Raw genomic sequence first — 24,925 nt, forward strand, 5'->3', positions numbered from 1 at the left:
GATGTTGATATTAGCAGTTAACAGATCCTCGGTAACATCTCGCCAGGCAGCATGTCAACCAGGCGAGTACCACCAATGGTTGTGCATAAGCGCACCTGCGCTTTGCCTGTGCCAATCACCCTGCCAATGATAGCAGCCTCTTGGCCGTATTGGGTTTGCTGCATAGCCGCTAAAATGGCTGCGGCATCACTGTCTTTGACTAAAGCCACCAGCTTGCCTTCATTAGCGATAAAGAGCGGATCGAAGCCCAGAAGCTCGCAGGCAGCCTTAACCGCAGGCTTGCAGGGTAGCTTATTCTCCTCCAGCTCAATCACTACCTGCGACTGCTCGCTAATCTCTACCAGGGAAGTCGCCAGACCACCACGAGTAGGGTCGCGTAACACGTGCACTTCCCCTGCGGCAAGCATAGCCTCAACCAGATGATTAAGTGGCGCAGCATCACTGGTCAACGTGGTTTCAAAGCCCAGGTTCTCACGAGCAGACAGCACCGCAATCCCATGATCGCCTATCGTGCCAGAGATGATCACCACATCCCCTGCCTGGGCATTTGCGCCAGAGATGTTTATACCATCTGCAATCAGCCCAATCCCAGAGGTGTTGATGAAGAGCTTATCTGCGCTGCCTCGCTGCACTACCTTGGTATCACCTGCCGCAATCTGAATCCCGGCCTCTTGCGCTGCGGCTTGCATGGAAGCGACAATGCGTTGGAGGGTCTCGAAGGGTAATCCTTCTTCTATGATCAAGCCACAGGTAAGGGCCAAGGGTTTTGCACCCATCATCGCCAGATCATTGACTGTGCCACAGACTGCCAGCCGTCCAATATCCCCGCCGGGAAAGAAGAGTGGCGAGACCACATGCGAATCCGTAGTCAGGGCGAGCCGCTGTCCACCTATCGCAAGCACGGCAGCATCATCGAGCGAATGCGGGGCAACAGTACCCAGACCAGGGAGAATAAGCCGTGCCAGCAGGTCACGGCTCAAGATGCCGCCTGAGCCGTGACCAAGCAGCACGGTTGTTGTCGAACGGAATGGCGCAGGGCACGCAACACCTTCAAGATGCAGCGCAGTCATGCTTCTGCGTCCTGGTGGTATCTATAATAGGCAGCGCAGGCTCCTTCTGCTGAGACCATGGGCGCACCGAGTGGTGTCTGTGGCGTGCATTCTTTACGGAAGGCAGGGCATTGCTTGGTCTTCTTTCTGCCCTGTAAGATATCACCGGCAATGCAGAGCGGTGATTCCTGGGCAGTAAGATCAGCAACCGCGAACTTCCGCTCTGCATCATAGTCGGCAAACTCTGACCGTAGTCCCCAGCCACTCTGCGGGATAATGCCAATGCCGCGCCATTGCCGATCAATAGATTGGAACACCGTTTGAATCGTCCGCTGCGCAGCTGCGTTGCCCCTGAAGTCAACTACCCGTTGATACTGATTCTCTGCCTCTGCTTGCCCGGCTTCCAGTTGCTTGACTGCTGCACACAGGCCATACAGTAAATCAACCGGCTCAAAGCCGGTCACGACAATCGGCACGTGATATTTCTTGGCAATGGGCTGATACTCATGAAAGCCCATCACCGCACAGACATGGCCAGCAGCGAGAAAGGCTTGGGTGCGGCAGCCTGTACTAGCTAAGATGGCTTCCATTGCTGGTGGTACCCGCACCTGGGCAGAGATAATCGAGAAGTTCTTAAGCTGCTTTTTCTTGGCTAGCACTACAGCCATCGCATTGGCTGGCGCAGTAGTTTCAAAGCCGATGGCGAAGAAGACTACTTCCTTGCCCGGATGAGCTTCTGCCAGCTGCACTGCTTCCAGGGGCGAATAGATCACCCGCACATCAGCACCGCTGGCTCGTACCGTAAACAAGTCCTTGGTCGAACCAGGTACCCGCAGCATGTCACCATAGGAAGTAAAGATCACCCCTGGCTGTTCGGCAATGGCAATGGCTTTATCAATCTGCTCCAGCGGGGTAACGCATACCGGGCAGCCTGGACCATGCACCAGCTCAATCTGCGGTGGTAGTAGGGCATCCAGGCCATGCCGGAGAAAGGCGTGGGTCTGACCACCGCAGATTTCCATGATCACCCAGTTTTGCGTTACCAGGGATGCAATCTCACGGAGTAGGGTCTGTACCTGTTCCGGGCTACGATATTCCTCAAGATAGGGCATGGCCAGCACCTGCAACGTCTTTAATCAGCTGTAAGGTTGCCTGCGCCTCGTCTTCATTCATCAAGCTGATGGCAAAGCCAGCATGGACAAGGGCATAATCCCCAATCTTCGCTTCAGGCATATAAGCAAGACAGATCTCTCTGGCTATACCACCAAAGTCAATCTTGGCCATGCTCAGGCTATCTTTCTCGTAAATATCGGTCAGTTTGCCAGGAACGGCGAGGCACATGATTCACCTTTGCTTGGGGATTGCCTGAGTTTCAGGGATTGCGATCTCTCTGTGAGGGTACACCCTGCTGCCTGCTTGTGCAAGAGGAGCATGGAGTAAAGCTGCGTTAGGCGAGAAAAAGGATACTCGATGCGAATCTGTCGTGATACGTATCACGACGTTGGCATGATACGTATGATGAACCTGCCATGATACGTATCACGGCATCGGGATGATACCTATGACGGCACAGGCATGATACCTATCACGACGCAGAAAGGATCAGTATCCTTTTTATAGTGGGATAGGAATCGTGGTGGGGGCGAAGCTACCGTCTCACCTGGCAAGAGGTAAGACAGTAGCCAAGCTCAGTTACTTGGACAGAACTCTGCTGCGGTCAGTACGCCGTCGTTGTTGAGATCTTTTGTAGCGAACATCTCCTGCGCGTAGTCACTTCCCCGAGGATGCTGGACAGCGAGAAACTCTGCCAGCGTAACTTGGCCGTCTTTGTTAGCATCAAGCTCAGTAAAACGCTGGGGGCATCTCATGCCTCTGCCTTGCCTACCCATAGGTTGGGCCAAAGCAGAGCCTGCAATCAGGGTGATGCTCAATGCAACCACTGCTGTCTTCAAAACCTTCATAGCGTCCTCCGTCTGTTTGGTGATCATGGCGCAGCGTGACTGCTGCTGCGTCTCTTTCCTTGCGGCTGTAGAGTACACTATGAATGTAAAGGAATTCTTTCAGCAGACCAGGATATTGTAAAGGCATTGTAAAAGGTAGGCTTGGCTCATCATCGGGCAAAGCACCATATTAACGCTCTGTCATCGCCAAGGCCACTACTGCCTGCCCCAAGGCTAACCCACCATCATTGGCAGGCACCTGCTGATGCACGTACACTGTGAAGCCTGCCTCGGTAAGTCCCTGACGGACAAGCTGAAGCAAGGTCTGGTTCTGCCACACACCGCCGGATAAGGCAACTTCGTTCAGGCCGGTTACGTCACGGGCCTGCTGACAGAGGTCAATGGCCAGCCAGGCAATAGCTTGATGAAATCGTGCTCCGATCAGGCCAACAGGCTCGTTGGCACGGAGATCGCGGATGATCGCCTTGAACAGTTCCTTGACCTGGATGATGTCGTCAATCGTGTAGGGGTATGCCGCTGCTGAGTCTATGAATGGCTTGGATAGCACTTCCAGTTCCATTGCGGCCTGAGCTTCATAGCAAACATGATTGCGAATGCCAATTAAACTGGCAACCGCATCAAAGAGCCGCCCGATTGAAGAGGTAAGCGGAGCATTGAGCTGTTTGTCCACCTGGTGCTTGATGACGCTTGCTGCCTGCTTGTCTATGTTGAGCAGGAAAGGCAGACCATCAAGGTCAAGGTCGAGCGTGTACGCATAGCCGAGAGCAATACGCCAGGGATGCCGGATAGCTGCATCCCCGCCAGGCAGGGGCAGGTATTCCAGATGGGCCAATCGCTCAAAGCCTGCGTAGGAGACAAGCAGTACCTCCCCGCCCCAAATCTTGCCATCAGTGCCGTAGCCTGTGCCATCAAAGGCCAGGCCAATCAGGTTTCTCTCGGTCAGGCCATTGTCTGCCATGCAAGCAGCAATATGGGCATGATGATGCTGGACCGCAATCTTCTGGAGGTCTAACTTCTGCGCGTAGCGGGTACTGAAATAATTGGGATGCAGATCATGGGCCACGAGTTCAGGCTGAATGCGGAAGAGGCGGGAGAAATGATCAACGCTCTGCTCAAAAACCGCGCAGGTTGCTGCATCCTCCATCTCGCCAATATGCTGACTGAGAAACGCCTGCTGGCCATCTGCAAGACAGAAGGTGTTCTTCAGTTCACCACCCACAGCCAGTAAAGGCCTTGCTGCTGCAAAGGGGAGCCGCACAGGATAGGGTGCATAAGCTCGGCTGCGGCGCAGGAAGATAGGGGTTGGCTGTGTTCGGTCAAGCTGCACTACCGAATCATCGCAACGCATTGAGATGGAACGATCATGGAGCAGGAAGGCATCTGCTAAGACGAGAAGGCGGCTAAGAGCTTCGTCATTCTCTGCGGCAAGAGGTTCGCCACTGCGGTTGCCACTGGTCATCACCAGGATGGCAGGCGCAGGCGACTCCTGGTTCAGAACCGCATCGGTTTGATTGAGTAGCAGGTGATGCAACGGGGTGTAAGGCAGCATGAAGCCGAGCTGATCCAGCTTAGGGGCAACATCAAAGAACGCATCGGGCTGCTTCTTATCCAACAAGACCACAGGCCGTTTATACCCTTGGAGCAGTTCTGCCTCTAGCCTACTGACCTGGCACACTGCACTAACCGCCTCGATATCTGCGGCCATGAGAGCAAAGGGCTTGTCTGGTCGATGCTTGCGGCGGCGAAGCTCGGCAACCGCAGCGGCATTCCCTGCATCACAGGCCAGATGAAAGCCGCCTAAGCCTTTGACCGCTAGAATACCGCCCTCGCGCAAGATGCGCCGTGCCTTAAGGATAGATTCGAGCGAGGACAGCCTCTTGATCCCAGTATCCTTCTTCCATAAGAGAACACGTGGGCCGCAGTGCGGGCAGGCAGAAGCCTGGGCATGGAAACGGCGATCAAGTGGGTTGTCGTATTCGCTCTGGCACTCAGGGCAAAAGGGAAAGGCAGCCATCACGGTATGCTGCCGGTCACAGGGCAGATCATTGATGATGGTAAAGCGTGGCCCGCAATTGGTGCAGCTGAGGAAAGGGTACAGGTAGCGTCTGTTCGTAGGATCAAACAGTTCCTGTTCGCAGTTGCGACAGATGGCTGCATCTGGGGGCACAGGTTGCCTGTATCCAGGTTGCACTACTGACGGTAGGATGGTAAAGGCCGTCTCTTCACTACGCACTGCTTCAGGCTGGATGATCAATGAATCAATCCGGGCTAACACAGGTGCCTCTTCTTGCAGACAGCGCAGGAAATACTCGATATCCTCGGTTTGCCCTTGGGCTGTAATCTCTACGCTACCCGAGGTATTCCGTACCCAGCCGCATAGCTGTAGTCCTTTGGCCAAGCCATAAACAAAGGGCCGGAAGCCAACCCCTTGCACTATCCCGCGCACATGGATACGGACTGCCTTGGTGTTGCGCAGAATCGTTGGTTCAGACTCGCACATCCAATACATCTATCAACCGTCCATAGTAATAGTCCCGCACCAACGCAGTCAGGGCGGTATAGTCAGCCACGTTGATGACAATGCTGCTCACTGCTGACCCAGCAAAGCCTGACAGGCCACCTGAGCCATTGCCAGTAATCGTCATGACCTCGCCCACAGGCCCATCTTCCTTCATGCTGATGAGATTCAAGCGCAGCCAGTTATTCTTACTATCAAACACCGCCTGAATGCGCAGCATCTCCGAAGCAGAGGCTGTGCCGCTGATCAAACTCACATAAGGCAGGTTAGCCTCACTACTGCTCAAAATACCGATGCCACTGGGGTGCGAGAGACCGTTAATCAATAAAACCGAGCGCAGTCGCCGCCGGTAGGTGCCGCTGCGCGGAGTACCGTGGCCAGTGTAACGGGTTGAGAGAGAAACGGTATATTCATTCTGCCATGCCTCGTTCTGGGCAGGTATGTCTGGCACTAGGACAATGCTTGAATCGGAAATCGGCCCGAACTGCGATTGCACCTGCCTGCCACTGCGCAGCCCCTCAATCACGCATTCATTTCCCTCAAGCTCTGGATTAAAGAGCAAGTTACTGCCGTTCAGCTGAAGCACGCCCTTGTCGTACAGGACATCCTTGAGATGCAGCCGAGTGTCTTCGGTGCTTTCGATCACTGGTACTTTCTCGACCATAGGCCGTTTCTCAAGGTCAGCCTGATAGTGAATCTCCTTGTGGAAATTCGCTGTCGCATGAATCTGCACATGCAGGGTTTCAGCAACTGGCGGCAACGGGTCATCTGGGCTATCTAAGCGGCCTGTGAAGGAAAGCGTAAAGACAAGGCTATCGTCTAAGTTGATGTGATCACCGTTGATCAGCCCTTTCTGCACAGTCTGGATAAGCGCACTGATAGCGGACTTAGCCAAATCCGGGGTCAGGGCTGGATTGATGGCCGTCATGCCTGCGGCAATCTCGTCCGTACCAAGATAATTGTTGGGCACAAAACGTATTCTGTAGGACTGGGGCACAGTCAGGGCGTTGACCTCAAGTTTGCAGCGGATGGCAACAGGCATGGCAGTTCTCCATTGCAGAGGGGGAAGGTGATGAAAAAGATAGGATTTATCAGCAGCCAACTTAAAAAGCTGGGCATATTCTGTCAAGCCTTTTTTTGACCTGTCGGATGGATGCTGCTCCAGAAAAAGTACCACCGTTCTTTTTTTAAAAGTACTACCGTAAAGTGATCTAAACTACGGTAGTACTTTGACCCAATCTACTACCGTAGATTGATCCAGTTTACGGTGGTACTTTTACCTAAACTACGGTAGTACTTTTATCCAATCTACTACCGTTATTTTTTTGAGAGAGGAGCGGTGAGGTCTTTGGGAGATGGGAATCAGTGGGTAACAGCCGAGATAATTAGTGCTTTTTAACTGCGGCGGTAGCCAGAAAAAGAAACCGAGCAGCCCGACTATGCGTTGTCAGGCTGCTCGGTTGTAGGAATCATCGTGCGTTGTTACTTCCAGGTTGCTGGATCCCAGAAGCGCATTTTGCTGAAATCGCCATGCTCCTGCGGTTCTGTTATTAGGCAATTTTCCTCATCCTTACATTCCTCGGATTTATTGATGCCGAAGATCTTGAAGTGCATATACCTCTTAACCTCTTTAGGAAGATACGGGATTGTTTTCTTGATATTATCCCATCTTCCAGAGCGTCTGTCGAATACGGTCTCAGGGGTGGTGTACTGCTCATCAATCCAAGTGAGTAAGCTGCCGCTTGGCACCAAACCACCCCATGCTTCCTCCCTGTTTTCGTTATCAGGATGGAGCATCAAGCTGTAGAACTGAACAGCCTCTTCATTGCAGTCACCGTCTGGATTAGATTCCTTACATTTTGCATTCTCCTCATTTTTGTTTTCAATATCGTAGGATATATATGGGGCAACAATATTGAAGAGGTTGTTGATGGAATCTGCGGAGGCCATGTGTACGATGTTCTTGTACGGAAGCTTAGGCTCTAGCAATACAATTTTGTTAACAACAATCGCTCCCATGCTGTGACCAACTAGTGTTATCTTGATCCCAGGCATGTTTAGTTTTTCAAGGAAACTGTACAACGCTCCAGAGCCTGGTTGACGTTTAGGCAGAGCACTAGTATATTCTGTTGTTTTTGTACATGCTTCTTCTAATTGTTTCAAACCCAAATCACTTGGAGTGTAAAACAAGGTATTGGTGCGCCGTAGCATGATATCCCAGGCTGATTTAGGCATGGTGTAGGCAAAGGGGGTGGTGATTGCCTTGATTGGGCTGCTTAGAATCCAGCGTGCATTCCTGCCAAGATTGCGTGGCAAGTCATCGCTCTTTCCTGCATAGGAAACATTAAAACTTTCATTTGTAGCATAGCAAATCTCCTGGTTAAACTCATTCTCTTTTCTAGTTATGGCATCTACCATATGTTCCCCAGTAACAAACCATGATTTAGGTGCATTCACAATGGAGTTCCCAATATCTGTCAAAAGGTAGAACGGAGAGCTGAACCAGGTGAATGCTTTGTTTTGAGACTCTTCCCCTTGCCTGATTCTTAACAGATGATCTTGATACGTTGACCATCCACGAGAATCCCAGTTGACAAAGATTGGATATATCGGGTTTTGCTTCTGATTGTCTTCCTGTATATCCTTATATATTCTTTCCGCCCGCTCCAACGACTCCTCTGGGTTATTCAAACCACCATGAACAAACAAGAGCACTTCAGCTTCTTTCCCAGCTTGCTGTTGCTTTTGTTGAAATTCCTTTATTCCTGTTATAATATTATTCAAATAGGTCTCTTGGATACAAGCATCTCCATCGCACCCTATAGGCTTCAGTTCTCCGTCTCGGTCTATCGAGATGACATGCTTAGCAAGATCAGGTGACAGCGGTGGAGCATTCTTGTGCAACGCCCCACATCCAGAGAGTAGCACCGCAAGAGCGCAACTCAGCAATGTATGCTTTTTCATGATACAGCTCCTTCTTCGGGTTAGATGATAAGTAGTTTTGCTACAAGTAAAGCATCACAATGAAGGATATGTCAATTTGTTTCTCCAGCATGGTTCCCCCGCACCTTATCCACCAACCAGTCTGCCCGCGCCGCGCTTCAGAGCCGTACATGGAGAGGTGTTGCCGAGAGCTTAATGCCCAAGGCATGAAGCAGCTTGAGCATCGTGTCATAGTGCAGCTTCACGCCAGGCGCGAGCAGCTTATGTAGGTTCTCGCTGCCAAGGTCGGCATCTTTGGCAAGCTGTGTCATGCCGCGAGCGTGCGCCACGTCACGGACAGCGGCAAGGAACACATCGGGATTGGCATCTTCCAAGGCAGCGGTCAGATACTCCGCAATGGTCTCCTCATCGTCGAGGTAGTCAGCAGCATTAAAGGGAACAGGTTGTGCCATAGCTCACTCCGCATCTAAAGCCCGCGCCATCTCAATGGCACGTTTGATGTCGCGCTTCTGCGAGGACTTGTCGCCGCCCAGCAGAAGCAGATAGATCACGTCGCCGCACCGGGTGTAATAGATACGGTAGCCAGGGCCGACATGCACCCGCATTTCCGATACCCCACAACCAACTGCCTCGCAGTCGCCGAAGTTGCCATGTTCGGCAGCCCGGATGCGGTGGGCGATGCGGGCGCGGCCAATCTTGTCTTTCAAGGCGGAGAGCCAAGCGTCGAACTCATCCGTCCGCAGAAACGTGTTCATTCGTTCAGTGTAGTCTGTGCAGACATGTCTCTGCAATGGCTAACTGTACTCTGATTCCCCCGCACCTTATCCACCAACCAGTCTGCCCAGGCAGCCATACCTTCACCAGTCTTGCTTGATACTGGGAAGACCGTCAGGTTAGGGTTGAGAATCTCCACACCTTGCCTAAAGTAATCCATATTGAACGGCACGTAGGGCAGCAGGTCGGTCTTGTTGATGATCAGCACCTGCATTCCCATGTACATACCAGGATATTTATACGGCTTGTCATCGCCTTCTGGGATCGAGGCAATCAGCACATTGAGATGCGTACCCAGCTGGAAGTTGGCTGGACAGATCAGGTTGCCGACATTCTCTACCAGCACTAAATCCAGATCGTGCAGGGGCAGCGAAGGCAAAGCATTGGCCAGCATCACTGCATCTAAATGGCATTCGCCACCGGTGTTGATCTGCACTGCTGGTAGGCCTGCGGCCCGCGCCTTATCAGTATCAATGGAGCTGGCTAAGTCACCTTCAATCACTCCGAACTGCAAGCGTCCCTGCAAGGCCTCCAGGGTTTTGAGGATAAAGCTGGTCTTGCCTGCGCCTGGCGAGGCCATGATGTTGATGCCATACACCCCTGCATGTTCGAGCAGGTGGCGATTACTGGCTGCGATGGTGTCGTTAGCGGACAGGATTTTCTCGACAACTTGCACTCGGGTGGTGGCGGTGCTACTGCACATTATGCAATCTCCAATGAATTATTCAACGTCAATACTCTGTACATAAAACTCACGACCTTTACTTACGTGCACCGAGAGGCTAGCGCAAACCGGGCAGGTAAAGGTCACACTATCTGGCTGGAAGAGATGACCGCAGGTATTGCAGGTCATCTCACCAGGGATGCGCGTAAAATGCAATAATGCGCCTTCCGCTAAGGTGTCTTTGGCTATAATGTTCCAATACAACTGCACCGAGTCATCTACAATGGAAGAAAACTGGCCAATCACCAGACTAATCTGCTTCACCATTCTGGTGCCAGCGTGTTTGAGCACAATATCAAGAATGCTCTGGGTGACGGCAAGCTCGTGCATGGATTACTCTGGCCAGGTGATCAGGTCAAGGGAACAATGAGGACGTTGGTTAGCATAACCTGCTCCAATGCCAAGGGAAACGCTTCCTGGCAGCGTAAAGTATGACTGCGCTCTTGTCAAGGGCTTTGCTGCGAGGAAGGGACTGCTGTCAGGCGGGAAAAAGGTTACTCGATGCGATTGGAATCCTACGGGCGATGAAATGGAAAAAGGTTACGTAACCCAGGAGGCATTCTACGCTCGATGAAATAGAAAAAGGTTGAGTAACCTTTTTTATATTCTACGAGCGATGAAACCCAAAAAGGTTACGTAACCCAGGAAGCATTCTACGCCCGATGAATTGTAACTGGGTTGAGTAACCTTTTGGGCGGGGGATGGGAATCGTTAGGTGGAAAGGAAAGCAAGGTCGGTTTACGAACCGACCCTGCGCATCTTATATCCCCAACGCCTTGGCCACGCCCGCGCCATAGGCGGCATCCGCCTTGGCGCAGTTGGCAATGTGCCGCCGTTTGACTGCTTCCGGCGCGTCGCCCATCGCTCTGGCGGTGTTGTCGAAAAGCACTTGCTGCTGCGCCGGAGTCATTAGACGGAAGAGATTGCCCGGCTGCGTGTAATAGTCGCCGTCATCCTCGCGGTGGCTCCAGTGATCCGCCGCGCCGCTGATGGCCAAAGCAGGCTCGCGGGCCTCTCGCTGCTCCTGCCACTCGCCGTAGCTGTTTGGCTCATAGCCCAGCGTGCTGCCGAAGTTGCCGTCCACCCGCATCGCCCCATCGCGGTGGTAGCAATGCACGGGGCAGCGGGCGCGGTTGACCGGTATCAGATGGTGGTTCACGCCCAAGCGGTAGCGTTGCGCGTCGCCGTAAGAGAAAAGCCGTCCTTGCAGCATCTTGTCTGGCGAGAAGCTGATGCCCGGCACGATGTTCGCGGGATTGAACGCCGCCTGCTCGACCTCAGCGAAGTAGTTGTCCGGGTTGCGGTTCAGCTCCAGCACGCCCACGTCGAGCAGCGGATAGTCCTTGTGCGGCCAAACTTTGGTTAGGTCAAAGGGATTGAACGGGCAGCTCTTGGCCTGCTCGTCGCTCATCACTTGGATCTTCATATCCCATCTCGGAAACTCGCCCTTCTCAATGCTCTCATACAAATCGCGCTGATGGCTTTCGCGGTCTTTGCCGATGATCGCTTCCGCCTCCGCGTCCGTGAGGTTCTTGATCCCCTGCTGTGTCTTGAAGTGGAACTTCACCCAAATGCGTTCGCCCGCAGCGTTGATCAGGCTGTAGGTGTGGCTACCGAACCCGTCCATGTGCCGGTAGGATTGAGGAATGCCGCGCTCGCTCATGGTGATGGTGATTTGGTGCAATGCCTCAGGCAGGTTCGTCCAGAAGTCCCAGTTGTTGCGCGCGCTACGGAGATTGGTGCGCGGGTCGCGTTTCACTGCGTGGTTGAGGTCAGGGAACTTGAGCGGGTCTTTGAGAAAGAAAACCGGGGTGTTGTTGCCCACTAAATCCCAGTTGCCCTCCTCGGTGTAGAACTTGATGGCAAAGCCGCGAATGTCGCGCTCTGCATCTGCCGCGCCGCGCTCGCCCGCAACTGTGGAGAAGCGGACGAACACCTCGCTTTGCTTGCCAATCTGCGCGAAGATATTGGCCTTGCTGTATTTGCTGATGTCATGCGTGACGGTGAACGTCCCATACGCGCCAGAACCTTTGGCGTGCATCCGCCGCTCCGGGATCACTTCGCGGTCGAAATGAGCGAGCTTCTCCAGGAACCACACGTCTTGCAGGAGCATCGGCCCGCGTGGCCCGGCGGTTATCACATTCTGATTGTCCGCGACTGGTGCGCCCACGTTGCTGGTCAGCTTCTTCTCGTTGCTCATTGTGTGACTCCTTCGTCAACCTGAATTCCCAGATGCTGCTGAAGACATTGGCTCAATGCTGTAAGCTGCTCCAATGCCAAGAAAATGCTGTTTGGCAGCGTAAATCTCAATGGCAGCGTTGTCAAGAACTTTGTTGAGGGGGAGGGATTGTTATCAGGCGGAGAAAAGGATACTCGATGCGAATTTGCCGCGTGCTGATAGCCCCTACGACGCAAAGGTTTTTAGCATCAGCACCGCGTGCTCAGTCCTCAATGACTGCCTTGCTCTCATAAGCCAGCTCCTCTTCGCCAATTGTCAGCACCTTGCCATCCTTCCCTGTAATGCGCACCTTTGTCCCGTCGTGCTCAACCTTGTCCGCATACAAGGCTGCCCCTGAACGCAAGATAATCACTTGGGTCTCGGTTCTCGTTTTGATGCCCAACGGCTTCAAGACCGCCCGCTTCAGCGCATCACGCTTACTGCCTGGCAGGAACAGCACCAGCGAGGCCATTACCAGTACGCTTAGTCCAGCTAGAAGCACAGCTTTGCCGACCTGTCTTCTCCCATGTTTGGGCCGGATTTTGCCTCTGCGTACCTCAAAGTGAGTATAGACTCGGTTGTCAAGCCTGCATTCTTCTGGCAGCCTTTTGAGAGCTGGAATACAAGAGAGGCAAGTACCGCTTTCCTCATGCACTAGGCTATCGCATTGTTCACAGATGCGCTTGGAGTTCTTGCTGGCTGAGGAGAAGGCAAGGTCTTTTTGGAACATGAAGATATTGCCGCAGTCTGGACAACGGAGCTTCTGCTGGCTGCTAATCTGATCGGCATGTTCAATCAAGTAGTATTTACCGCACATGCCACACTGGAATTTCATGGGGTGCTTCTCCTATTCTGCTGCTAACTCCGTCAGTATGACGCTCTCCCTCCTAAATCCAGAAGGGAAAAAGAACCTTGAATGCAAGGCTACTTTCAACGTACAATGGCCCATCCGCAATTGCAAGACCCTTTGTACACAAGAGAAGCAGACGATGAGCTTTCCTATAGATACAGTTGTTGCCCTCCTGCAAAAGGAGGTGGCTGGCTATCAGGTACCGATTGTTGACCTGATTGCCGCTCAGACTGAAGACCCCTTTAAAGTGCTCGTGGCCACGATCCTCTCAGCCCGAACCAAGGATGAGGTTACAGCAGGAGCAGCACGGCGGCTCTTTGCTCGCGCTGATAGTGCAGAAGCCCTGGCCCAGCTCTCACCCACCGAACTGGAAAAGCTGATCTATCCTGTTGGCTTCTTCCGCAACAAGGCCAAATATCTGGCGGTGCTACCCGGTGTGCTCCAGCGCGACTACCAGGGACAGGTGCCAGGCACCATAGAAGAGCTACTCCGTTTACCAGGTGTGGGCCGTAAGACCGCGAACCTGGTTGTGGCTGTCGCCTTTAAGCAGCCTGCTATCTGCGTCGATACCCATGTCCATCGAATCATGAACCTCTGGGGCTATGTGCAGACCACTACGCCGACCGAGACCGAGTTTGCCTTACGCGCCAAGCTGCCTAAGCAGTATTGGCGCAGCATCAATGCCCTGTTAGTCGCCTTTGGCCAAGGCACCTGCAAGCCCCGCGCGCCGCACTGTGATTGCTGCGTGCTCACCGGAATCTGTCCTCGCCTCGGTGTGGTACCGCGCAAGGTGCCAAGTCGCTCCGAAGCCCTGCGCCTGGTTTCCTGGAACGTCAATGGCCTACGCGCAGTATGGGAAAAGGGCTTTCTTTCTGCTGTGCAAAGCCTTGATCCAGACATCCTCGCTGTGCAAGAGATTAAAGCCCTGCCAGAACAGCTGCCTGAAGCCCTGCGCAGTCTGCCTGGCTACCAGGTCTGGTGGTATCCAGCCTGGAAGAAAGGCTACTCTGGGGTCGCGGTCTTCAGTAAGAAGCAGCCGCTCAAGGTGCTCTACGGTCTTGGCCAGGAGGACTTTGATAGCGAAGGGCGGGTGCTGACTTTGGAGTTTGCGGACTTCTACTTGGTCACAGCCTACTTTCCCAATGCCCAGGATGGACTACGGCGTTTAGCTTTCAAGCTGGCGTTCAATCAGGCGATGCACGCGCATCTCAAGCAGCTGCTCGCGACAGAGAAAACCGTGCTCCTCTGTGGTGATCTCAACGTAGCACACCGGGAGATTGACCTGGCTCGACCAGGAGACAATGGGCAGAATCCGGGCTTCTCGCCTGAGGAGCGCGCAGGGTTAGATGAGATCCTGCAAGAGGGATACCTTGATACCTTCCGCCTCTTCCATCCAGAGCCGCATCGCTATACCTGGTGGAGCTATCGTGCTGCTGCGCGAGAGCGGAATGTGGGATGGCGGATTGACTACTTTCTGGTTGACGCGAAGAGTCAGAGCAGAGTGCGAGCAGCAGAGATTCATGCGGAAATCCAAGGCTCAGACCACTGTCCGGTGAGCATTACCTTGAGGTAAAAGAGAGGAGCGGGAAGAAGCGTCACTCGCCTAGCGCGCCTTCCTCGATACCTACTACCGCGATCCCTGCTTTATTCGCTGCGGCGAGCATGGCCTCGCGGTCAAAGATGAGGGACTGGCCTGCTTCCACAGCCAGCACTGCTCCTTTGACTGCGGCCAGCGTCTCGATGGTGCGCGCGCCAGTGGCAGGGAGATCAAAACGGAAGTCCTGACCTGGCTTCTTCAGCTTGACAACCACAGCCCCAGAGCCTGCTAATTCTCCACCGCGCCGGATCGCTGCGTCAGTGCCTTCAATGGCCTCTACCGCGAGCACGCTGCCCTCTCGTACCACTACACACTGGCCAATATCCAGCTTGCCGATTTCCCGCGCTATCCGCCAACCAAAGCGGATGTCTAGCCATTGCTCTGCTGTTGGCTTGCGCTTACCCAAGATACCTTTAGGGAAGAGCAGATGCTCAAGATAACAGGTTGAGGCCAGCACGCTGATGCCCTCTTCTTCGAGGGCCGCAGCCACAGCTCTGAGGATCGAATCATCTAGTTTGCTATCAATCTTGTTCCATAAGCTCAGCCCTTTGAGATCAGGGAGAATGTCCCGGAAGATCCTGGTCTTGGTGATCGTGCCACAGAATACGGTCTCGGTCACGCCTTGCTCATGGAAGAACTTGATGATCCGGCCTAACTGCCCCAACTTCACCCAGCAGGAGGCCGCAGCTAGATGCTCGAGTTCAGGCTGGGTCTCATGCTGATGGCAGATCGCCATCACGCGGCGACCACGTGCCTTGGCAGCTTCAGCAAAGAGGAGCGGGAACTGGCCACCACCTGCGATGAGACCGATGGTATCTGCCATCACCCCTCCTCTGTCCGCTTCACCACCCCTCGCCTGCTAGTTCTAAAGAACTCTACCAGATGCAGCACTTCCGGTGAATCTGCCAGCTCCTGCTCGGTTTGGGTGAGTGCGTCTTGCAGCACCACATCTGGCGCAGCCCGGAAGATGAGCTTGAAGGCCTGCTCGATCCGCTCGATGGTGTCACGGCTCATCCCGTTACGGCGCAAGCCGATCTTGTTCACGCCAGTAATCCGCATCTGATTGCGGGTACCAGCGAGGATCACGTAAGGCGGCACGTCCAGCGAGATGCCAGACATCCCACCAATATACGTGTAGGCACCAATCCGGCAAAACTGATGCACAGCCACCAGTCCGCCCAAGTTGGCATAGCTGCCAACCTCAACATGCCCGGCCAGCGTCGCCACATTGGACATGATTACATGGTCGTGGAGAATGCAGTCGTGCGCCACGTGACAGTAGGACATCAACATGCAATGGTTGCCGATGACCGTTCTCGATCGGCCTGCCACGGTTCCCCGGTGAATGGATACGTATTCCCTGATATGGTTGCCGTCACCAATGAGCAACTCTGTGGGTTCGCCTTGATAGTGCATATCTTGCGGTGGCGAGCCTATCGAGGAGAAAGAGCCGATGTGATTGCCCTGGCCGATACGAGTGGGGCCAGATATGACTGCATGGGCATCGACAATCGTGTCCGCGCCAATGACTACCTCTGCGCCAATCACGGCGTAGGCTCCGATGGACGCGCTAGGATGAATCTCTGCCTTGGGGTCAATCACGGCAGCGGGATGGATAGGCATGTTCTGTCTGTACAGGGGATCAGGTAAAGGCGGCCAGCAGTTCAGCTTCCACTGCCAACGTGTTATCAACATAGGCTTTGCCCGCCATCTTGGTGAGTTTGCCCTTCTGACGCAGCATCTCCAGCTTGTAGATGATTTGATCACCCGGACGCACCATGCGGCGGAAGCGCACCCCGTCAAGCCCAGCAAAGTAGAAGAGCTTGCCCGTAATATCATCAGCCGAGAGATAGGCCAGCACTGCCCCGGTTTGGGCCATGCCTTCCAGCATCAGCACACCGGGCATGACAGGCTCGCCAGGAAAATGCCCTTGAAAGAATGGTTCACCCATGGATACGTTCTTCAGGCCAGTAATGGTTTTCCCGCGCTCATAGTCCAGTATCCGGTCTATCATGATGAAAGGATAGCGGTGCGGCAGCAGGTTGAGTATCCCTTTAATGTCCAAGGAAGACACGGCTGCTGCCGTTGCGGTTGTGTCGGTCATAGTGCTCTTGATACAGATGTGTAGGGTTTCTATGAAGAGAAAGGGCGACCCCTCGGCTCGCCCTTACCTTGTATATTTTCTCGCTCGACGTTTTCTCAAAACATCGGGCGACATTTTCCAGAAACGTCGCTCGACATTTTCTCAATTTCTCGAGCGACGTTTTTTAAAAACCTCGAGCGAGGTTTACTCACACTCTCGCTCGATACTGGTACCTACTCTCGCTCGACAGTGGGAGGAAGTGTCGCTCGACACTCGCTGCTTCCCTCGCTCGAGTCTCTGTCATTACCTCGCTCGACATTTTTTCAAAACATCACTCGATGTTTTCCAGAAACGTCGAGCGACATTTTCTCAATTTCTCGCTCGAGGAATTGGCCCAGCCTCACTGTTGGCCGATCAACTCTGCCACCTGTTTGCGCAACTGCCGCAACTCCTTGAGCATTTCTGGTAAACGACTGAAGACCGCAGAGGCTTTACCCCACTGCTTGATCTCAATCGCAGGCACGCCGCCCACCACAGCCCCCTTTTTCTGATCATTATGCACGCCTGCCAAGCCCGCGACCATCACCCCGTCTTCTAGGTGCAGATGCCCGCTGACAGCAGCCCTGGCTGCGAGCACCACGTTGCGGCCCAGTGTACTGCTCCCGGCAACACCTGACTGGCCTACCAGGATCGAATTTTCGCCAATCACGCAGTTATGACCCACCATGACCTGGTTATCCATGCGCACGCCTTGCTTGATCCAGGTCACGCCAAAGGCAGCGCGGTCAACACAGGTGTTGGCCCCGATCTGCACGTCGTCATCAAGGCGGACAGTGCCCACTTGCGGCTTGCTGACATGTGCACCAGTGGCTGGATCAGTGGCGAAGCCAAAGCCGTCGCTGCCAATAATGGCTCCGTGATGCAGCACCACCCGATTGCCCAGAGTGCAGCCGTAGGCAACCACGGCATTAGCATGAAGGACGCAATCATCGCCGATCTCCACATCATCACCAATCACCACGCCCGGCTCGATCTGCACCCGATCCCCGATGCGCACCCGGTTGCCAATGCAGACCAAGGGGCCGATAGACACTTGGGCGCTGATGATGCAAAAGCGTCCGATCACGGCCCGCTCGTGAATGCCAGTTGCGCGGAAATCCTCAGCCAAGAGATGGTTGTGAATCCGAGCCGCAGCCAAATCCACGTTGCTGACTTTGAGCAGCGGTAGCTCAGGGCCGCTCAAGTCGAGTGGGGCAATGCAGGCCGAGGCCTTACTCTTAGCTAATTGAGGAGCCAGCTTTTTGCTGTTAATAAAGGTCAGCTGACCAGGTTCAGCCAGCTCGATGCTGTTGAGGGCGGTGATAACCAGGCTGCTGTCGCCTTCCACTGTCCCACCAACCAAGGCGGCCAAGTCCGCAAGGCGTACTGTTTTCATGTTATTCCTGATAAAACGTTTGCCTGTCACCGTAACAACCGGACGAACCCGGCCTACTCAAAGTGACAGTCAGAAGTAAAGGCCTGCGTAACGCTGTGCGCTTGCATCACCTCGAAGCTGAGGCAGTCAGTGAGTCCCCATTCTTTATCCGCCCGCGAGCGGTGCAGATGCAAGCCCAGCTGCCATAAGGCAGCATCAATATGCACAACTTTAGCAACTCCCAGCACAACGGAGGCCTGCACTGACTCAAGAATGTGCCAAGCAGTTGGTCTCCAGGCTCTCTTACTGAAGGTATTGGCAACTTCGGTCAGCACAGCATCGGTGGTCAGGACAAGTGCCTTTGCTCGTGCCAAGGTCATGCTCACCTGCACGGCCTGCTGATGAAGCGCATCTTGAGCGTTGCTCAGGGCAACAAAAGCAGCAGTATCCCAGAACACCGTCTCAGGCATCGCGCTTTGCTGTTCCGTAGAGATAATGATCGTGCTGGCTCGCTAGATCAGCAAGACCGGTGTCTATTGCCTGATGAGCGAGTTGATAGATCGGGGCTACAGGCGTAACTGCCTCTGGCTTAACCGCTTCCCTGAACTGCTGCAACAGATGGAGCAGTTCAGGCAGTTGCTCTGCAGGAAGCGCGTCAATCGTTTGGTATATCTGATGCTTGACACTCAGTTCAACGGGCATGGGCTACTCCTATCTACTCACAAGTGCTGCGGGATACGCTATCAAGTAGAATAGCGTATTGAGTGCTCAGGGTAAAGGAAAACAGTGCGCCGTTGTTCCTCGAAGGCAGCCAGTTCTTCCTGCCAAGACTGTTCCAGTTCGATGAGGTCTGCGCCTTGCTGCACAGCCTCGCGCACACGTTGATCTCCCAGGATTAAGTCGATGGGCAACTTATGGTATTCGTACTCATAGGGTGGCTGTTTCCAGGCAAAGTCGTTTGGGTAAAGGTGCAGCAGGGCCTCGAGCAAGGCAAGGCTGAGGCGATAGGCAAGGAAGCGGCGCGGTTCCGTGACATGGAGATGAAAGCCTGCGCAGGTCTGGCCAGCCCATTTACCAGAAGTCGGCTCAAAGCAGATTGGGCGAAGCACGCAGCCGGGCAAGTCGGTGCGGCTTAACCGGGCAAGCACCTGCTGCGGCTTGATGAATGGAGCACCAACCAGCTCAAAGGGCAGCGTGGTGCCGCGCCCTTCAGAGATGTTGCAGCCTTCCCAGATCACCTGACCAGGATAGACCAGAGCGGTCAAGGGCGTGGGCATGTTAGGCGAAGGAAAGACCCAGGGTAAACCGGTATCGGCAAAAAACATCTCGCGCGTCCAACCGCCCATGCGTACCACGTCAAGATCAGCGTGAATCCCCAGTTCGCGGTTGCAGAGCATGGCCAATTCACCCATCGTCAGACCGTGGCGCATCGGGATCTCATACAAGCCAACAAAGGAGCGCAAGTCGGGCTTGAGCAGATTGCCCTCAAGCAGCTGCCCACCAACCGGATTCGGGCGATCCAGCACCACCACCTTTTTGTTGCTCGCGGCCGCTTGTCGCAGGCAATGCACTACTGTCCAAATGAATGTATACACCCGCGTGCCCACGTCTTGCAGATCAATGAGCAGGATATCAAAGCCCTCGAACATCGCCGCAGTCGGCTCGCGGCTCTCGCCGTATAGGGAGAAGACCGGCAAGCCCGTGACTGCATCCCAGCCATGCCCGGACTCGACCATGTTGTCCTGCTTTTCACTAAAGAAACCATGCTGCGGGGAAAAGAGGCAGGCAAGCTGGTGGGGAAAGGCCTGCATCAGGAGATCGCGGCTATGCCGGAAACGGCTGTCTGTGGAGGCCTGATTGCAGAGCAAAGCCAGCCGCTTCCCAGCAAACGAGGGCGGTGGTGCAGCGATGAGTTGTTCAATACCAAAGGTGATCATGATCTATCGTAAAAGAAAGGCGAGCAACTTATTGTTCTCGTAACCAGCAGCCTGGGTCGCCAGCAAAGGGATCGCCGGACACAGCGTAGGCAAGGCATTTTAACCCGCCTCGACAGAGATATTGATAGAGGCAGGCAGTGCAGCCAGTAGGAATTTTCCTCCTCTCTCTGAGCTGCTGCAACAGTTCGCTGTGTTGATATAACTCAGCCAGCGAGTGTTTTCGTAGGTTGCCTATAGGAATGGGCATCCGACGGCAAGGATACAGATCGCCATTGGGCATGACCGTAACCAGAGTGTCTCCAGCTGCACAGTGGTACGGTTGCCCACCTGCAACCAGGAACTGAAGAGCGCGGTGCATGGCTATCTCTGTCCTTTGCTTGCCGAACCATCTGACCTTGCGTCGCTCTTTGTCCATTAACCGCAATAAGCTGCGATGCTCGTCTGATCGCAGGATCTGCTCTTCCTGCCTTGCGTGATGCGGAATCAGCCGATCTGCCCATACCCGCGCCACGCCCAAGCGTCGTCCTACTTGAGCAACACGGGTAAACTCTTGGTAATTCCCCTGGTGCGCAGTAAAGGAGATATAGGTGCGGATGCCCTGGGCAACCAGTAGCTTGATCGCCTTGATCGTTTGACTGTAATTACCGATGCCCCTGATGCGGTCATGCGTCTCTGGCGTACCTTCCAGGCTCACCTGCACGAAAGCAGGGCAGAGCCGTTTCAGTTCCTTGGCCAGTGCGCTATCCATGCAACTGCCGTTGGTAAGGATAGCAAAGCTGAACAGCTTCCTCGAGCGCGAGAAGACTGCTAGCAGATCAAGAAACCGGTCATAGAGAAAAGGCTCGCCGCCTGTAACCGTGATATGGCCTCGTCTTATAGCGTGTTGCTGCAAAAACGCTTTGAATTGCTCCAGAATCGCTAGCAGCATGGCAAAGTCTGGCTCGTCGCCGCTGTACGTTTCTTGATAACAGTGTGCGCAGCGTTGATTGCAGCGGTTGGTGATATGCCATTGCAAGAGAAGATGCTGCGGGCTATACGATGGACTCAACCTCCACAGCCCCCGCAACCACCTCCGCCGCCACAACCGCTGCTCCCACCGGAATCGCCGCTACTGGAGTCACTACTGCCGCCACTGCAACCCCCGCTCGAAGGCGGCGTGAAGGCTCCTTGGAAGATACTGTACGCTGCTATACCAGACAACACCGCAGTTCCGTACACGGCAATGAGATACGCAGGCTCAACCCCGTCGGCTATTTTCTCCTTATGGAGCTTTTTCATAGCCCCTTGAAAATGCGAGGCTGCTTGAGCGAGATACCACTTTCCCAACGAGGACACAGTATTCCAGGGCTTGAGCACGCTCAACAAGGCAATAAGAGCGACCACAAGAAAAATGACAAGAAAAACCACAGGACGAGCTCGAGTGAGGCCTAAATATAATTTCGTGCCACCCACACCGCCAATAACCGTGATTGTCATCCAGGTTATTGCCCAAGCACGAAGATGTTCCTCTTTTGTTCGCAGTAGGTGCAGTCGGCGGAGTTCATCCTGCGTTGATCTCAGTTTCTGCTCTATTTTGTTCAGCAAACTCGTGTCGTTCAATAAAGCAGGAGGCGTAAGCCCTTGTGGTTTTGCCTTCAGAAAGGCATAGACCGTTGCTTCTACAGGATCAGGCAGGGGTTCAGAGAAGTTGCTGCACTGAACAACCGCATCACTGCCGTTCCCTGAAAGGACAACAACACGCTTTTGCCATAAACTGAACATTGCGGTTCGGATAACCTCAGGCAAGCCGCCGCGCAGATAGGCATAAGCAGAAGGCTTGAAATGCGAAACAGGCGGCAGAGTTAACTTGTCAGCCCCTTCAAGCTGTTTGAGTACCAGCCTGGCGAGAATGATGCAGACAATGGAGAAGATCAGGAAGTACAGAAGAAAGACTGGCCCTGGAATGCGTACAAGAAAGTTGATCATTTGTACCTCATCACGAGAGATGCTTGCAGAAGAGGAAGAAAGCAAAATCCTTATGCCAATAAATCCACGAAGTACCTAGCTCAATATCTCCATCCGATGGTCGAGCTTATCTCCTCGTTCATGCTAAGAGTTACTCTGCGAGGAAGTCAGTGTATATCTCAGAGACGTGAAACGTATTCAGCAACGTATCTTTTTCCTTCTTGGCGTTAATCGTATGCACATAGGACGGAATACCTTTCTTCCGCAGGTTCTCGGGCAAGGCAGTCATGCCTCGATGTTGGGGCATGGTAATCGCAAAAGGAGGAGTAAAGGCATCAACCCATTTGAGTACGCTCTCATTATTACCAGAATACCTGTACAGCGTCCAGATGATCTGTTTGTAACCCAGCTCCTTTACTTTCTTAAACTCATGCGGGTTGTAGACCTGCGGGATTACACGGGATGCGCTGTCTTCGATGGCTTCCGCCACCATTTTGAGTGCCTTGTAATTATCTTCTTTGACATCCGTGACAAGATACGCAGAAGGATTCTCTTTCATCCAAACCGCCAAGCCATCAAGCGTGCATTTGACGAACTTCGATTTTTCTTGCACAAGCCGTTTGTATTCAGCCAAGGTGAGTTTGCTCTTCACAGAGAATCCAAAGGATTGTTTGAAATTATCCTGCCAGTCATGCAGACAGACAAGGTGTTCATCCTGAGTGAAAGAAAAGTCAATCTCAAAATATCTAAACCCCTTCTTCAGGTTCAGGTTAAGCGCGTCGTAGCTGTTGGTGTAGGTTACACCCTTAACCTCGCCTCCAGCATGGGCAATCCTGTACACCTTAAAGACCTTGCTCGCAGCATTCTTTTGGGAAGCGTAAAAATAAGCAGCAAGTGTTATCACTACTATTGCTGATAACAGCAAGACGATTACGGTTTTCTTCATAAAGAACCCTCTGCTTTCCTCCAGATGAATCTTGCTTGATCAGCTCTCATTGCTTCGTCCTTTCCTTTTGCAGAGAGAGGAGCTGATTTACCCTGTTGGCGTGCAGTTGCTTATCTACAGGATAAGCAGCAATCCCCCGGAGCTGATCGGCGGTCAGTCTTGCGTTCCTGACAAGATGAACTGTCTGCATGTTCGCTGATCCTAACTTGCCACTGACCATGCACCGGCCTTGCTTTTGTCCCTCCTGCCACTCTGCTGGAAGACGATTACAGGCAATCAGCAGTAAGAAGGGAGAATCTGGCTCCAGTTCTGCGAGATGTTCAGTCAACTGTTTATGGCCTGGATCACTGTTGCGGCCAAACCATAACTTGGTCTCTAGCTGTCTGTTGTATGCAAGCAAAAGCGACGCACTGAACGATCTACCGTCAATCTCTATACTGAAATCACGCGCATTGATGGCGATAGCTTGCCTAACCTTGGGGAATAACCAAAACTTCATGATGTCTTTCCGCCAGCCTTTCAATGCCGCTTTAACATTCTCAGTGCTGTCCAAGATGGAAGACTCTGTGAGCAGGTTACGCCCTAAACCAAGATAATTTTCATATCCGAGCACGCTCAACAGCGTCGAGCCAATATCTAAAGTCGAGCCGTTTTTCTCTACAGAAAAGCCTGGTTGCGCTGGATCAAGAATAAAGAACAGGTTTTTCCTCTTCTCCCTCTGTTCAAGAAGAGTGGAAGCCGAGTTTCGCATGGCGAGATGATCAGAAGCAACAGCAATGACCGTATCTCTGAACAAGGGAGATTGGCGCAGACGATCTATAAAATTACTTATGAGATAATCAGAACACGCCGTAGCATTTAAGGTGCCGTTACTACCGTCTCCATAAGAGATATGCTGGCAGCTTCGTGATAACTGATCGCTGCCATGTGTGTCCAAGGTGAGGAGAAAAAGACCAAAAGGCTGGTCTGGATTACGAGACAGCTCGGTAAATTTCTTTACTGCAAGATCAAACAACGTGTCATCATATAATCCCCAGCCGGAGTTGTATGAAGTATCAGTCAGTAAAGGGGAGAGTTCTTTCCGACCAAGAACTTCAGCAAAACCGTGGGTGGTATGAAACTTGCCTTTCCCGGCAAACTGCAATGATGCGCCGCCCATAAACACCAGGTGATATCCTGCTTGCTTGAGTAAATCTCCCAGGCAAACCGCACCAGCGAGAAAGGAATCCATGCCACCCATTGAGTTGCCATGTGAAGGGGAAACCAGCGGCAAGCCGCATTGACTCGCAACCAACCCGGCAATAGTCCAGCCAGTTTCAGGATATCCTCCCAGATTGGTAAAGGCGATTCCCTCGGCCTCTTTTTTCTTCAGATGGGTGATCAAGCCAGGAAAGATCTGCTCGTCGAAAAAGGTCCGTTCCAGACTTTCAGCATAAATAACCACAAAGTTCTTCGGCTTCTTCTTGGTGGCCTGAAGATAGGGAGTCCTGTAATATTTCAGGAAGGCGATATCTGCATTCCCTTGGGCAAGGGAAAGTAGATCTACTGTGGCAGGATGTGCAATTCCGGCAAGAGAAAAGAGCAAAAACAGCAGGAGAACAGAATGGCTACCCGATTGCGTTCGCTTCTTGGCGACTTTAAGGAGCAAAAAGAGGCCGAGAAGAGAAAACACCACGATAGACCCGATACTGAACACGATCAAGCCGCGATATTCGCCAAAGCCAGCTCCCTCCAACCCATATTTCACATGATAGAGAACAGAGTGATCAATCCCTTGGCCGGTGAAATAATGACAAGCGATGTAGAAAACAGAGTACAACAGATAGAGGAATCCGTAGCCAAAGATGCTGATTAAACACCAACGGTTGAATGGTGCTTTTGCAACAAATCGCCTTATCCCTATGACGAAAAACAGGAGCGACAGCGCGGTGCAGACTTGCTGGACAATACTCATTCTGAACAAGCAA

The 24,925-nt window shown here is 53.1% G+C and carries 25 protein-coding genes; 1 reads left to right on the plus strand and 24 read right to left on the minus strand.

The annotated features are described in order from the left end of the window. Positions 1 to 17: 17 nt before the first annotated feature. The 13 genes from hypE to ACNKIB_RS00905 form a co-directional block, all read right to left on the minus strand. Complete coding sequence (gene hypE, locus ACNKIB_RS00845) at positions 18 to 1,070, minus strand: hydrogenase expression/formation protein HypE (RefSeq protein ID WP_417908643.1); 1,053 nt, start codon at positions 1,068 to 1,070, stop codon at positions 18 to 20. Further along, a complete protein-coding gene (gene hypD, locus ACNKIB_RS00850) occupies positions 1,067 to 2,161 on the minus strand; it encodes a hydrogenase formation protein HypD (RefSeq protein ID WP_417908644.1) in 1,095 nt (364 codons plus the stop codon). The genes hypE and hypD overlap by 4 nt, the downstream gene beginning before the upstream one ends. Further along, positions 2,148 to 2,390 (minus strand): HypC/HybG/HupF family hydrogenase formation chaperone, encoded by a 243-nt coding sequence (locus ACNKIB_RS00855; RefSeq protein WP_417908645.1) that lies wholly within the window; start codon positions 2,388 to 2,390, stop codon positions 2,148 to 2,150. The genes hypD and ACNKIB_RS00855 overlap by 14 nt, the downstream gene beginning before the upstream one ends. Before the next feature lie 347 nt (positions 2,391 to 2,737). Next, entirely contained in the window at positions 2,738 to 3,010 is a 273-nt protein-coding gene (locus ACNKIB_RS00860; protein ID WP_417908646.1) for an EF-hand domain-containing protein, read from the minus strand. Positions 3,011 to 3,179: 169 nt separating this feature from the next. Next, positions 3,180 to 5,519 (minus strand): carbamoyltransferase HypF, encoded by a 2,340-nt coding sequence (hypF, locus tag ACNKIB_RS00865; protein WP_417908647.1) that lies wholly within the window; start codon positions 5,517 to 5,519, stop codon positions 3,180 to 3,182. Continuing rightward, positions 5,497 to 6,570: a hypothetical protein gene (locus ACNKIB_RS00870; RefSeq protein WP_417908648.1), complete on the minus strand. Its 1,074-nt coding sequence runs from the start codon at positions 6,568 to 6,570 to the stop codon at positions 5,497 to 5,499. Before ACNKIB_RS00870 ends, hypF begins: the two co-directional genes overlap by 23 nt. A gap of 440 nt (positions 6,571 to 7,010) precedes the next feature. Further along, the gene (locus ACNKIB_RS00875; RefSeq protein ID WP_417908649.1) at positions 7,011 to 8,492 is read right to left on the minus strand and encodes a hypothetical protein; all 1,482 of its coding nucleotides are present in this window, start codon (positions 8,490 to 8,492) and stop codon (positions 7,011 to 7,013) included. A gap of 137 nt (positions 8,493 to 8,629) precedes the next feature. Then, positions 8,630 to 8,923 (minus strand): addiction module antidote protein, encoded by a 294-nt coding sequence (locus tag ACNKIB_RS00880; protein WP_417908650.1) that lies wholly within the window; start codon positions 8,921 to 8,923, stop codon positions 8,630 to 8,632. 3 nt (positions 8,924 to 8,926) lie between these two features. After that, on the minus strand, positions 8,927 to 9,226 hold the full coding sequence (locus ACNKIB_RS00885) for a type II toxin-antitoxin system RelE/ParE family toxin (protein ID WP_417908651.1): 300 nt from the start codon (positions 9,224 to 9,226) through the stop codon (positions 8,927 to 8,929). After that, on the minus strand, positions 9,223 to 9,948 hold the full coding sequence (hypB, locus tag ACNKIB_RS00890; protein ID WP_417908652.1) for a hydrogenase nickel incorporation protein HypB: 726 nt from the start codon (positions 9,946 to 9,948) through the stop codon (positions 9,223 to 9,225). Before hypB ends, ACNKIB_RS00885 begins: the two co-directional genes overlap by 4 nt. 18 nt (positions 9,949 to 9,966) lie before the next feature. Then, entirely contained in the window at positions 9,967 to 10,299 is a 333-nt protein-coding gene (locus ACNKIB_RS00895; RefSeq protein ID WP_417908653.1) for a hydrogenase maturation nickel metallochaperone HypA, read from the minus strand. A gap of 430 nt (positions 10,300 to 10,729) precedes the next feature. Next, entirely contained in the window at positions 10,730 to 12,169 is a 1,440-nt protein-coding gene (locus tag ACNKIB_RS00900; RefSeq protein WP_417908654.1) for a catalase, read from the minus strand. A 241-nt stretch (positions 12,170 to 12,410) separates the two neighbouring features. After that, the gene (locus ACNKIB_RS00905; protein WP_417908655.1) at positions 12,411 to 13,022 is read right to left on the minus strand and encodes a hypothetical protein; all 612 of its coding nucleotides are present in this window, start codon (positions 13,020 to 13,022) and stop codon (positions 12,411 to 12,413) included. Positions 13,023 to 13,176: 154 nt separating this feature from the next. On the opposite strand from ACNKIB_RS00905, the gene ACNKIB_RS00910 reads away from it, so the two are divergent. Beyond that, positions 13,177 to 14,610, plus strand: a complete 1,434-nt coding sequence (locus tag ACNKIB_RS00910) for an exodeoxyribonuclease III (protein ID WP_417908656.1) — start codon at positions 13,177 to 13,179, stop codon at positions 14,608 to 14,610. A 22-nt stretch (positions 14,611 to 14,632) separates the two neighbouring features. Here ACNKIB_RS00910 and ACNKIB_RS00915 read toward each other — a convergent pair whose 3' ends face one another. The 11 genes from ACNKIB_RS00915 to ACNKIB_RS00965 form a co-directional block, all read right to left on the minus strand. After that, positions 14,633 to 15,457, minus strand: coding sequence for an LpxI family protein (locus ACNKIB_RS00915; protein WP_417908657.1), 825 nt, complete (start codon positions 15,455 to 15,457; stop codon positions 14,633 to 14,635). After that, on the minus strand, positions 15,457 to 16,257 hold the full coding sequence (gene lpxA / locus ACNKIB_RS00920; protein WP_417908658.1) for an acyl-ACP--UDP-N-acetylglucosamine O-acyltransferase: 801 nt from the start codon (positions 16,255 to 16,257) through the stop codon (positions 15,457 to 15,459). The genes ACNKIB_RS00915 and lpxA overlap by 1 nt, the downstream gene beginning before the upstream one ends. Positions 16,258 to 16,276: 19 nt before the next feature. Further along, a complete protein-coding gene (fabZ, locus tag ACNKIB_RS00925; protein WP_417908659.1) occupies positions 16,277 to 16,738 on the minus strand; it encodes a 3-hydroxyacyl-ACP dehydratase FabZ in 462 nt (153 codons plus the stop codon). A 379-nt stretch (positions 16,739 to 17,117) separates the two neighbouring features. Continuing rightward, positions 17,118 to 18,152, minus strand: a complete 1,035-nt coding sequence (gene lpxD, locus ACNKIB_RS00930; RefSeq protein ID WP_417908660.1) for a UDP-3-O-(3-hydroxymyristoyl)glucosamine N-acyltransferase — start codon at positions 18,150 to 18,152, stop codon at positions 17,118 to 17,120. 53 nt (positions 18,153 to 18,205) lie between these two features. Then, a complete protein-coding gene (locus ACNKIB_RS00935) occupies positions 18,206 to 18,601 on the minus strand; it encodes a type II toxin-antitoxin system VapC family toxin (protein WP_417908661.1) in 396 nt (131 codons plus the stop codon). Further along, positions 18,594 to 18,833: a hypothetical protein gene (locus ACNKIB_RS00940; protein ID WP_417908662.1), complete on the minus strand. Its 240-nt coding sequence runs from the start codon at positions 18,831 to 18,833 to the stop codon at positions 18,594 to 18,596. Before ACNKIB_RS00940 ends, ACNKIB_RS00935 begins: the two co-directional genes overlap by 8 nt. A 41-nt stretch (positions 18,834 to 18,874) precedes the next feature. Beyond that, positions 18,875 to 20,068: an exo-beta-N-acetylmuramidase NamZ domain-containing protein gene (locus tag ACNKIB_RS00945; RefSeq protein ID WP_417908663.1), complete on the minus strand. Its 1,194-nt coding sequence runs from the start codon at positions 20,066 to 20,068 to the stop codon at positions 18,875 to 18,877. Between the two features lie 28 nt (positions 20,069 to 20,096). Further along, on the minus strand, positions 20,097 to 21,083 hold the full coding sequence (locus tag ACNKIB_RS00950; RefSeq protein WP_417908664.1) for a radical SAM protein: 987 nt from the start codon (positions 21,081 to 21,083) through the stop codon (positions 20,097 to 20,099). Positions 21,084 to 21,112: 29 nt separating this feature from the next. Further along, a complete protein-coding gene (locus ACNKIB_RS00955; RefSeq protein WP_417908665.1) occupies positions 21,113 to 22,033 on the minus strand; it encodes a TIGR04222 domain-containing membrane protein in 921 nt (306 codons plus the stop codon). 130 nt (positions 22,034 to 22,163) lie between these two features. Then, entirely contained in the window at positions 22,164 to 22,958 is a 795-nt protein-coding gene (locus ACNKIB_RS00960; RefSeq protein ID WP_417908666.1) for a glycerophosphodiester phosphodiesterase family protein, read from the minus strand. A gap of 46 nt (positions 22,959 to 23,004) precedes the next feature. Then, complete coding sequence (locus tag ACNKIB_RS00965) at positions 23,005 to 24,912, minus strand: sulfatase-like hydrolase/transferase (protein WP_417908667.1); 1,908 nt, start codon at positions 24,910 to 24,912, stop codon at positions 23,005 to 23,007. Positions 24,913 to 24,925 lie beyond the last annotated feature (13 nt).

The organism is Candidatus Electronema sp. PJ (assembly GCF_048287395.1).
In the GTDB taxonomy this organism is placed as follows: Bacteria; Desulfobacterota; Desulfobulbia; order Desulfobulbales; family Desulfobulbaceae; genus Electronema.

What these genes read in the sequence shown, in the direction of transcription:
- hypE (WP_417908643.1), bottom strand. Translation starts at nt 1,070, where the DNA reads ATGACTGCGCTGCATCTTGAAGGTGTTGCGTGCCCTGCGCCATTCCGT.
- hypD (WP_417908644.1), bottom strand. Translation starts at nt 2,161, where the DNA reads ATGCCCTATCTTGAGGAATATCGTAGCCCGGAACAGGTACAGACCCTA.
- ACNKIB_RS00855 (WP_417908645.1), bottom strand. Translation starts at nt 2,390, where the DNA reads ATGTGCCTCGCCGTTCCTGGCAAACTGACCGATATTTACGAGAAAGAT.
- ACNKIB_RS00860 (WP_417908646.1), bottom strand. Translation starts at nt 3,010, where the DNA reads ATGAAGGTTTTGAAGACAGCAGTGGTTGCATTGAGCATCACCCTGATT.
- hypF (WP_417908647.1), bottom strand. Translation starts at nt 5,519, where the DNA reads ATGTATTGGATGTGCGAGTCTGAACCAACGATTCTGCGCAACACCAAG.
- ACNKIB_RS00870 (WP_417908648.1), bottom strand. Translation starts at nt 6,570, where the DNA reads ATGCCTGTTGCCATCCGCTGCAAACTTGAGGTCAACGCCCTGACTGTG.
- ACNKIB_RS00875 (WP_417908649.1), bottom strand. Translation starts at nt 8,492, where the DNA reads ATGAAAAAGCATACATTGCTGAGTTGCGCTCTTGCGGTGCTACTCTCT.
- ACNKIB_RS00880 (WP_417908650.1), bottom strand. Translation starts at nt 8,923, where the DNA reads ATGGCACAACCTGTTCCCTTTAATGCTGCTGACTACCTCGACGATGAG.
- ACNKIB_RS00885 (WP_417908651.1), bottom strand. Translation starts at nt 9,226, where the DNA reads ATGAACACGTTTCTGCGGACGGATGAGTTCGACGCTTGGCTCTCCGCC.
- hypB (WP_417908652.1), bottom strand. Translation starts at nt 9,948, where the DNA reads ATGTGCAGTAGCACCGCCACCACCCGAGTGCAAGTTGTCGAGAAAATC.
- ACNKIB_RS00895 (WP_417908653.1), bottom strand. Translation starts at nt 10,299, where the DNA reads ATGCACGAGCTTGCCGTCACCCAGAGCATTCTTGATATTGTGCTCAAA.
- ACNKIB_RS00900 (WP_417908654.1), bottom strand. Translation starts at nt 12,169, where the DNA reads ATGAGCAACGAGAAGAAGCTGACCAGCAACGTGGGCGCACCAGTCGCG.
- ACNKIB_RS00905 (WP_417908655.1), bottom strand. Translation starts at nt 13,022, where the DNA reads ATGAAATTCCAGTGTGGCATGTGCGGTAAATACTACTTGATTGAACAT.
- ACNKIB_RS00910 (WP_417908656.1), top strand. Translation starts at nt 13,177, where the DNA reads ATGAGCTTTCCTATAGATACAGTTGTTGCCCTCCTGCAAAAGGAGGTG.
- ACNKIB_RS00915 (WP_417908657.1), bottom strand. Translation starts at nt 15,457, where the DNA reads ATGGCAGATACCATCGGTCTCATCGCAGGTGGTGGCCAGTTCCCGCTC.
- lpxA (WP_417908658.1), bottom strand. Translation starts at nt 16,257, where the DNA reads ATGCCTATCCATCCCGCTGCCGTGATTGACCCCAAGGCAGAGATTCAT.
- fabZ (WP_417908659.1), bottom strand. Translation starts at nt 16,738, where the DNA reads ATGACCGACACAACCGCAACGGCAGCAGCCGTGTCTTCCTTGGACATT.
- lpxD (WP_417908660.1), bottom strand. Translation starts at nt 18,152, where the DNA reads ATGAAAACAGTACGCCTTGCGGACTTGGCCGCCTTGGTTGGTGGGACA.
- ACNKIB_RS00935 (WP_417908661.1), bottom strand. Translation starts at nt 18,601, where the DNA reads ATGCCTGAGACGGTGTTCTGGGATACTGCTGCTTTTGTTGCCCTGAGC.
- ACNKIB_RS00940 (WP_417908662.1), bottom strand. Translation starts at nt 18,833, where the DNA reads ATGCCCGTTGAACTGAGTGTCAAGCATCAGATATACCAAACGATTGAC.
- ACNKIB_RS00945 (WP_417908663.1), bottom strand. Translation starts at nt 20,068, where the DNA reads ATGATCACCTTTGGTATTGAACAACTCATCGCTGCACCACCGCCCTCG.
- ACNKIB_RS00955 (WP_417908665.1), bottom strand. Translation starts at nt 22,033, where the DNA reads ATGATCAACTTTCTTGTACGCATTCCAGGGCCAGTCTTTCTTCTGTAC.
- ACNKIB_RS00960 (WP_417908666.1), bottom strand. Translation starts at nt 22,958, where the DNA reads ATGAAGAAAACCGTAATCGTCTTGCTGTTATCAGCAATAGTAGTGATA.
- ACNKIB_RS00965 (WP_417908667.1), bottom strand. Translation starts at nt 24,912, where the DNA reads ATGAGTATTGTCCAGCAAGTCTGCACCGCGCTGTCGCTCCTGTTTTTC.